This window comes from Nocardioides sp., assembly GCF_024509035.1.
Lineage (GTDB): Bacteria > Actinomycetota > Actinomycetes > Propionibacteriales > Nocardioidaceae > Nocardioides.
In genome coordinates this window covers 1-4,664 of the sequence record NZ_JANINT010000175.1, presented here as the reverse complement: position 1 = coordinate 4,664, position 4,664 = coordinate 1, and the positions used below count along the sequence as shown (strand labels likewise).

Below are 4,664 nucleotides of genomic sequence, written 5' to 3'. Positions count from 1 at the left end.
GGCCGCTGCAGGTCCGACGCACGGCCCGCACGCTCGTCCTCGTCGACGGCTCGCCGGCCGCCGCCGACCGCTACGAGCACCGCGCCGATGCTGCCGTGCCGGTCGTGCGCCGCGTGCTTCCCGACTGGGACCGCGGGCTGGTGGTCGAGGTGCCCGACTCCGTCGAGGAGCTGAACCGGGCGCTGGACGCCGACCCGGGCACCTATGACCAGATCGCCGCGGTCACGACGTCGCCGGACGGGACGACGTCGGCCGACGCGCCCGTGCACGTGTTCGTCAACCCCGACGTCTACGCCGGCCTGCGCCCGACCGGCGCCCAGGTCGTGATGAGCCACGAGGCCACGCACGTCGCCGCCGGTGCCTGGACCAGCCAGATGCCGCTGTGGCTGCTCGAGGGCTTCGCCGACTACGTCGCGCTGCGCGACGTCGACCTGCCGGTCTCACGGTCGGCCGCCCAGATCATCGCGGAGGTACGCCGCGGGGGTCCGCCCCGGGCGCTGCCCGGGGCAGCCGAGTTCGGCACCCGCGCCACGCACCTGGGGGCGACGTACGAGAGCGCCTGGCTGGTCTGCCGGCTGCTGGCGCAGGTCGGGGGAGAGGCCGACCTCGTGCGCTTCTACCGCGACGTCGACGGCGGCCGGCCGGTCGGGTCAGCGCTGGAGGCGACGTTCGGGCTCACGACCCGCGAGCTGACCGCCCGGTGGCGCGACCTGCTCGCCGACCTCGCCCTGCCACAATCGACCAGGTGAGAACCTCGCGGGAGCGCCCGGACCAGCGCCGGGTGGCGCTGGCCGTGACCCTGGCCGGTGGGCTCGTGTTCGTCGCGCTCGCCGCGTGGCTCGTGCCGTGGCACCCGGTGCCCGGTGGCACTCCCGCGCCGGCGGACCCGGCGTCGGTGTTCACGCCCGCGGAGATCCAGCGCGGCGAGGACTACGCCCGGTGGGCCCGGGTGTGGAGCTGGAGCTCGCTGGCGGTCTCCCTGGTCGTGGCCTGCGTCCTGGGCCTGGGGCCCTGGGGCGCGCGACTTGTCGACCGGCTGCGCGGCTGGTGGTGGGTGCGGGTCGTGCTCGCCGTCGCGGCGTTGGCGGTCATCGGCCGCGTCGTGACCCTGCCGTTCGCCGTCCTGCTGCGGCAGCGCGCCCTCGACCACGGGCTGAGCACCCAGGCCTGGTCGGGGTTCACCGCGGACGTGGTCAAGAACGAGCTCGTGACGATCGTGGCGACCTCGATCGTGCTCGTGGTGCTGGTGGCCTGCGCCCGGCGTTGGACGAGGGCGTGGCCGGCCGTCGCCGGTGGCCTGATGGCGGCACTGGTGCTGGCCGGATCGTTCGTCTACCCGGTGGTGATCGAGCCGCTGTTCAACTCCTTCACCTCGCTGCCCTACGGGACGCTGCGCACCGAGGTGCTCGACCTCGCGGCCCGCGAGCACGTGCCGGTCGACGACGTGCTGGTCGCGGACGCGTCCCGACGTACGACGACGCTCAACGCCTATGTCTCCGGCTTCGGCGGCACTCGCCGGGTCGTGCTCTACGACAACCTCGTCGACGACGTGTCCCGCGACCAGGCGCTCTCGGTCGTCGCCCACGAGCTCGCCCACGCCCGGCACGACGACGTGCTCACGGGCTCGCTGCTCGGGGCCGCAGGCGCGGCGTTCGGGGTCGGGCTGCTGGGCCTGCTCGTCGGACGCCGACGTCCGGACATGAGCGACCCGAGGGTCGTCCCGCTGGTGCTCGCGCTGCTGGCGCTCGGGACGGTGCTGGCCAGCCCGGTCGAGAACGGCATCAGCCGCGAGATCGAGACCCGGGCCGACGTCGACGCCCTGGAGACCACCCACGACCCCGACGCGTTCATCGGCGTGCAGCGCCAGCTCGCGCTGCACTCCCAGGCCGACCTGACCCCGCCCGCCTGGGCGCAGTTCTGGTTCGGCTCGCACCCCACGACGATGACCCGGATCGCGATCGCGCGGCAGCTGGGGGAGTGACCCGGGGAGTCCGGAAATGGCGAGTGGCCGCGGACCTCGCGGTCCGCGGCCACTATGACGCAGGCTGACTGTCAGGGGCAGGCCGTGCTGGCGCTGTCGGTCGTGCTGCCCGCGGCCACCTTCGTGCAGGTGTCCTTGAACAAGCCCGTCACGTTGTTGCCCAATGCGAATACCAGGACGACAATGAGCGCCGCGATGCCGCCGACCAGCAGGCCGTACTCCACGGCGGACGCGCCGCGTTCGTTCCGGTTCCGCTGCATCGAGAACATGTTCCGCAGGAACTCCAGCATGATGTTTCTCCCTCTCCCACATGTGGTCCCGAGATCGGACCGGGGTCCCTCAACCCCTCGGACGCATCGTGTCCTGTGAAGCGAGTCACCCGGATCGGGAGAACGCGTGCGTCTCCATAGCCCGAAATGACTATGCGGTGCCGCCGATCGGACATCGTTGGCGGGCACGGACGGGTCAGGACGCGCGGGACCAAGGTCCCGGGACCAAAGTCCCGACGAGGCGCAGCAGTTCAGCGCGCGGGGTCGGCCGGCCGCACGCTCGAGAGCAGCCCGACGCGCATCGCGGTGACCAGGGCCTGGGCGCGGTTGGCGGCGCCGAGCTTCTGGTAGATGTGCGCGATGTGCGACTTGGCCGTCGACTCGCTCATGAACAGCCGCTCGGCGATCGTGGCGGTGCCGAGGCCCTCGGCGAGCAGCAGCAGCACGTCGTGCTCGCGGTCGGAGAGCCGGGCGGTCGTCTGACCGACCCGACGCACCATGGCGTCCGCGAGTCCGCTGCAGACGAACGAGCGTGGCGAGACGGCCGCGTGCCGGATCGTGCGGACCACCTCGCCGGCCGGTGCGTCCTTGCCGACGAAGCCGGACGCTCCTGCCTCCATGGCCGCGAAGATCTGGTCGTCGCCGGAGTGCATGGTCAGCACGACCAGGCCGGTGGTGTCGCTCTCACGACGTACGGCGCGCGCGATGTCCAGGCCGGTGCCGTCGGGCAGCTGCAGGTCGGCCACGACGACGTCGGGCCGCAGCTCGTCGACCGCGGCGAGCCCGGCGGCCACCGTCCCCGCGGTGCCGACGACCGTGAGGTCGGTCTCGAGGTCGATCACCGCGGCGAGGCCGCTACGGATCAGCTCGTGGTCGTCGACGAGCAGCACGGTGGTCACGCCGTCACCGCCTCCTCGCGCGGGCCCGGTCGGGACGTCGGCGCGGGAACGGGCTGCGCCACCGGGGCCGGCACGCGCACGGTGATGCTGGTGCCGTGAGGGTGCTGGGGGTGCACGTCGAGCCGCCCGCCGATCAGGGCCGCGCGCTCGCGCATGATGTCGAGGCCCTGGGAGTCGGGGCGGCCCCGGCCGAGGCCGGTGCCGTCGTCGCGCACGATGAGCACCGCTCGCGGTGGCCGCACCCGGCAGTGCACGTCGATCGAGGTCGCCCCGGCGTGCTGGACGGCGTTGGTCATCGCCTGCTGGGCGATCCGGAACAGCTCGGCCTCGACCTCCGGGCGCAGCCGGGTCTCCCGCTCGTCGAGCGTGACGTGCACCGGCGTCCCCGACGACTCCGTGAGCTGGCGGGCCAGGCTGCCCAGCGCCTCGCCGAGGCTGGCGCTCTCACCGACACTGGTGCGCAGGGTGACGACCGAGCGGCGCACCTCGGCGACGACCGTCGTGATCTGCCTGCGCAGCGCCTCGATGCGGGCCGCCTGCGCCGGGGTGCCCCGGTCGGCCGCGAGGGCATCGACGAGGTAGCCCAGGGACGCGATGTCCTGGGCGAGGCCGTCGTGCATCTCGCGAGCCAGCCGGCGCCGCTCCCGTGCGGTGGCGCGGTCACGCAGCGTCTCGAAGAGCAGTGCGGTGTCGAGGCGGACGACGCTCGGCGCGAGCCGGGTCGCCAGCGTCGCGATGCGGGCGTCGAGGTCGATCCGGTCGGGGTCGAGACGCTCGGAGAGCACGCCGGCCACCACGCCGACGACCGCTCCTCCGGCGTGACCGGAGTGCAGGGGGAAGGCGAACCGCCGGCCCTCGACGATCGGGCCGCCCGACCACCAGCAGGCCGTGGCGATCTCCTCGACCGGGTCCTGCTCGGTGGGGCCGTGCAGCGACCAGGTGACGAGCGGGGCGAGGTCCTGCACCGGGGCGACGTAGACGGTCAGCACCTCCGCCGGCAGCTCGTCGCGCACCGTGTCCATCAGCCGGGTGCCGAGCGTGGCCGGGTCGAGGCCCGAGCCGAACCCGTCGGAGAGCTCGATCAGCTGCCGGATCAGGGCCTGGGCGTCGTGGTAGGGAGCCAGCGCGTCCGGGTCGCGCCGCAGCGCCGCATGGAGGTACGTCGCGATCATGCCGAGCCCGATCGCGGCCACGCTCCAGGTCATGATCGCCACGCCCTCGGTGTCGGTGACCGGTCGTCCGCCGCCCAGGGCGACCGCAAGCAGGGCGCCGAGCTCGGAGACGATCGCGAGCAGGGCCCCCGCGGCCCCGGCGCGCAGGGCGGCCGTCAGTGGCCCGATCGCCAGCGCGCCCAGCATCGCCGTCGAGGTGTGCAAGGCGACCCCGCAGATCGCGCCCACGGTGAGCGGTTCGAGCACGGTCGTGAACCAGACCGGGAGCGCGGGGTTGACCTCGGCGATCTCGCCGAGCAGCCAGGCGCCGCCGATCGCCAGGATCGCGAGCAGGGCGGCGGTG

Annotated in this window: 4 protein-coding genes and 1 pseudogene; 2 read left to right on the top strand and 3 right to left on the bottom strand. The window is 73.5% G+C overall.

The features are described from left to right. Together Q0L15_RS13405 and Q0L15_RS13400 are read left to right on the top strand one after the other, a co-directional pair. Positions 1 to 749, top strand: a pseudogene (locus Q0L15_RS13405) (hypothetical protein); the annotation flags it as partial. Next, the gene (locus tag Q0L15_RS13400; RefSeq protein WP_296604947.1) at positions 746 to 1,981 is read left to right on the top strand and encodes a M48 family metallopeptidase; all 1,236 of its coding nucleotides are present in this window, start codon (positions 746 to 748) and stop codon (positions 1,979 to 1,981) included. The pseudogene Q0L15_RS13405 and the gene Q0L15_RS13400, both read left to right, overlap by 4 nt. 71 nt (positions 1,982 to 2,052) lie before the next feature. On the opposite strand, the gene Q0L15_RS13395 is transcribed toward Q0L15_RS13400, so the two are convergent. From Q0L15_RS13395 to Q0L15_RS13385, 3 genes are all read right to left on the bottom strand, one after another. Then, a complete protein-coding gene (locus tag Q0L15_RS13395) occupies positions 2,053 to 2,271 on the bottom strand; it encodes a Flp family type IVb pilin (RefSeq protein ID WP_296604946.1) in 219 nt (72 codons plus the stop codon). A 230-nt stretch (positions 2,272 to 2,501) separates the two neighbouring features. Continuing rightward, a complete protein-coding gene (locus Q0L15_RS13390; RefSeq protein ID WP_296604945.1) occupies positions 2,502 to 3,149 on the bottom strand; it encodes a response regulator transcription factor in 648 nt (215 codons plus the stop codon). Next, on the bottom strand, positions 3,146 to 4,664 hold a 1,519-nt coding region (locus tag Q0L15_RS13385), incomplete at its 5' end, for a histidine kinase (RefSeq protein ID WP_296604944.1). The genes Q0L15_RS13385 and Q0L15_RS13390, both read right to left, overlap by 4 nt.

Excerpts from the sequence above, each read along its gene's own strand:
- Q0L15_RS13395 (WP_296604946.1), bottom strand. The coding sequence starts at position 2,271 with ATGCTGGAGTTCCTGCGGAACATGTTCTCGATGCAGCGGAACCGGAAC.